This window comes from Klebsiella sp. MS 92-3 (genome assembly GCF_000195655.1).
GTDB classification, from domain to species: domain Bacteria; phylum Pseudomonadota; class Gammaproteobacteria; order Enterobacterales; family Enterobacteriaceae; genus Klebsiella; species Klebsiella pneumoniae.
This window is the reverse complement of record NZ_GL882845.1, coordinates 3,287-5,589: the sequence shown is the minus strand read 5'-3', so window position 1 is coordinate 5,589 and position 2,303 is coordinate 3,287. Positions and strand designations below refer to the sequence as shown.

Genomic DNA, 2,303 nt, shown 5'->3' with positions numbered 1-2,303 from the left:
CATCCGCCGCTGCTGAAAAAGAACGTCAGAATGCGATTTCTGCTGCGGCTGCTGCAGGTCAACATCAAACTGTTCCTGATGCGCGTAATAATCTGAATCAGGCGACTGCTGAAGCATCACGCCTGAAAACAGTGGCAGATAATGCCCTTAATACAGCGAAGAATAAGCGAAAGGAAGCTATCGATGCCGTACCAGTAGCAACTCAGGCTGAGAAAAAATATCAGGATCTGCAGCAAAGCATTAAAGGCCTCACTCTAAATAATAACGGCCAATACGGTACCCAAAAATGGGAGGTTATCAGTTCGAATAAAGAGCATGACCACTGGGGATACCGGTTCTATCCATCTGGGATCACAAAAGCTCAGGTTGATGCAGCGCAGAATGATGCGGTGAACAAACGAAATGCTGCTACCAGTCTTGCCAGTCAGGCAACGGCCGCTGAGCAGGCCAGTCTGCAGGCATCAGCTGCCTATAATGCTGCAGAAACGCGCCGTCAGGCTGCCCAGGCTGCATTAGCGTCCGCAGAACAAGCCGCCGCTGCTGAACGTAAACGCCAGGAGGCGGAAGCAGCAGCCGCCGCTGCGGCAGAAAAAAAACGACAGGCTGATGCAGCAGCGAAAGCCGCTGAGGAGGCCAGAGCCATTGCTGAAAAAGCAAAAGCGCTGCAGGCCCGTTGTACAGCCGCAGATAAACTGAAATCTTCAGAGATTCAGGCTGTCAGGGGTATCCCGGCTACAGCGGCACCTTTTGCTATTCCTCTGACCTGGTCAACTGCGTCACGTGGAGGTTTTACTCTGTCGGCTGATGCTGCGGCCAGCCTGGGAGCTTTCATCAGCGAGGCTCTGGCGACGTTAAGTGTCGCTGTGGTGGCTAACCCAGTAGCATTAACCATTGCCGGTCTTGTGTTATCGAAATCAGTTGGCGTCGGTAGTGATATGGTGCCCGGTCGGGATATCAGTTCGATGATGCCTGGCGATGCGTTTGGTCTGCCTGATACCGCGGCATTGAATAAAGCAGCAGATCAGAAAACATCTGTCAGTATGCCGGTTCGTGGCCGTCTGGTTATGAATGATAGCGGCATTCTGGATGTTCAGCTGGTCAAAACCAATACTGCCGGTGCCGTGAAGGTCGCTCGTGCTGTACTGGATAAGGAAACCGGCTACTGGGGCTATACTCTTCCCGCTGTCGCAGATGTACCGGCGCAAACTATTTTTGTCAGCCCGGCTGACGCACTTGGTGCAAATGGACCACTGACGCTAAGCGGGCCGGTACCACTACCGGAGCGTATTCTGCATACCGGTGATCAGATTTCGGCGCCACAGGCTACAGATAAAACCGTGACGCCGGTAGCGGATGACCTCGATTTTGACGATATTATTCTGGTGTTTCCACCGGAGTCCGGCCTAAAACCGCTGTATGTGATGTACCGTAGCCCTCGTAACATGCCCGGTACAGTAAGCGGCAAAGGGCAGAACGTTGGCAATAACTGGATGGGGGGGGCCAGTACCGGGGATGGTGCTCCTGTTCCTTCCCAGATTGCGGATAAATTACGCGGGAAGACTTTCGGTAGTTTTGATTCTTCCCGTCGGGCGTTCTGGAAAGCGGTTGCTGACGATTCTGCACTAAGCAAGCAATTTAGTGAAGCTGATATTAATCAGATGAAAGCTGGAAGGGCACCTACTGCGGACTTTTTAGAATCAGTAGGGAAACGTGTTAAAATTGGATTACACCACGAAAAAGAAATATCTCAAGGAGGGGCTGTTATGGATGTCGATAACATTAAGGCGCTAACACCTAAAAATCATATTGAGACACATAAAGGAAAATAAAATGGCTGGTAATAAAATTTCAGATTTTACGGAAGAAGAATTTACTGCTTTTGTTAGTAAAATAATCGCTGCTGATTTTCCAACTGACAAAGAGAACGATGATGCTATTTATTCGTTCGCCCAACTAACAGAGCATCCTGCTGGTTGGAACCTCATCTTCAAGCCTAAGGTAGGCGAAGATTCTTCGGCGAAAGGAATTGTTAAAACCGTAAAGGAATGGCGAGCTGCTAACGGTAAGCCAGGTTTTAAAAATCGTGATTGGATGTGCGGGTTCAGGTGATGAATCCGCACATTTTTAACTCTGGATTTGAAGAATAATTACTAGATATCCATTATTTTTTCCTGTCTCCAAACTGACCCCATGATGGATGGTTTCTGGGCTCTGTCCACGATACCGGCGACGGACCCGTCTGCTACTGGTTTCGGCATACCACAAAATCCTGACGCCTCCGCATGGCGTCGTTGTCCAACCCC

At 49.9% G+C, this 2,303-nt stretch carries 2 protein-coding genes and 1 pseudogene; all 3 read left to right on the top strand.

The window, feature by feature from the left end; genetic code table 11:
• Nucleotides 1-1,829, top strand: a 1,829-nt coding sequence (locus HMPREF9538_RS06235) for a klebicin B-related nuclease bacteriocin (protein WP_009485933.1), incomplete at its 5' end; no start/stop codon positions are given.
• Between the two features lies 1 nt (nt 1,830).
• Entirely contained in the window at nt 1,831-2,109 is a 279-nt protein-coding gene (locus HMPREF9538_RS06240) for a bacteriocin immunity protein (RefSeq protein WP_004152296.1), read from the top strand.
• A gap of 83 nt (nt 2,110-2,192) precedes the next feature.
• Nucleotides 2,193-2,273 (top strand): annotated as a pseudogene (locus tag HMPREF9538_RS33025) (hypothetical protein); the annotation flags it as partial.
• Nucleotides 2,274-2,303 lie beyond the last annotated feature (30 nt).

Excerpts from the sequence above, each read along its gene's own strand:
- HMPREF9538_RS06240 (WP_004152296.1), top strand. The coding sequence starts at position 1,831 with ATGGCTGGTAATAAAATTTCAGATTTTACGGAAGAAGAATTTACTGCT.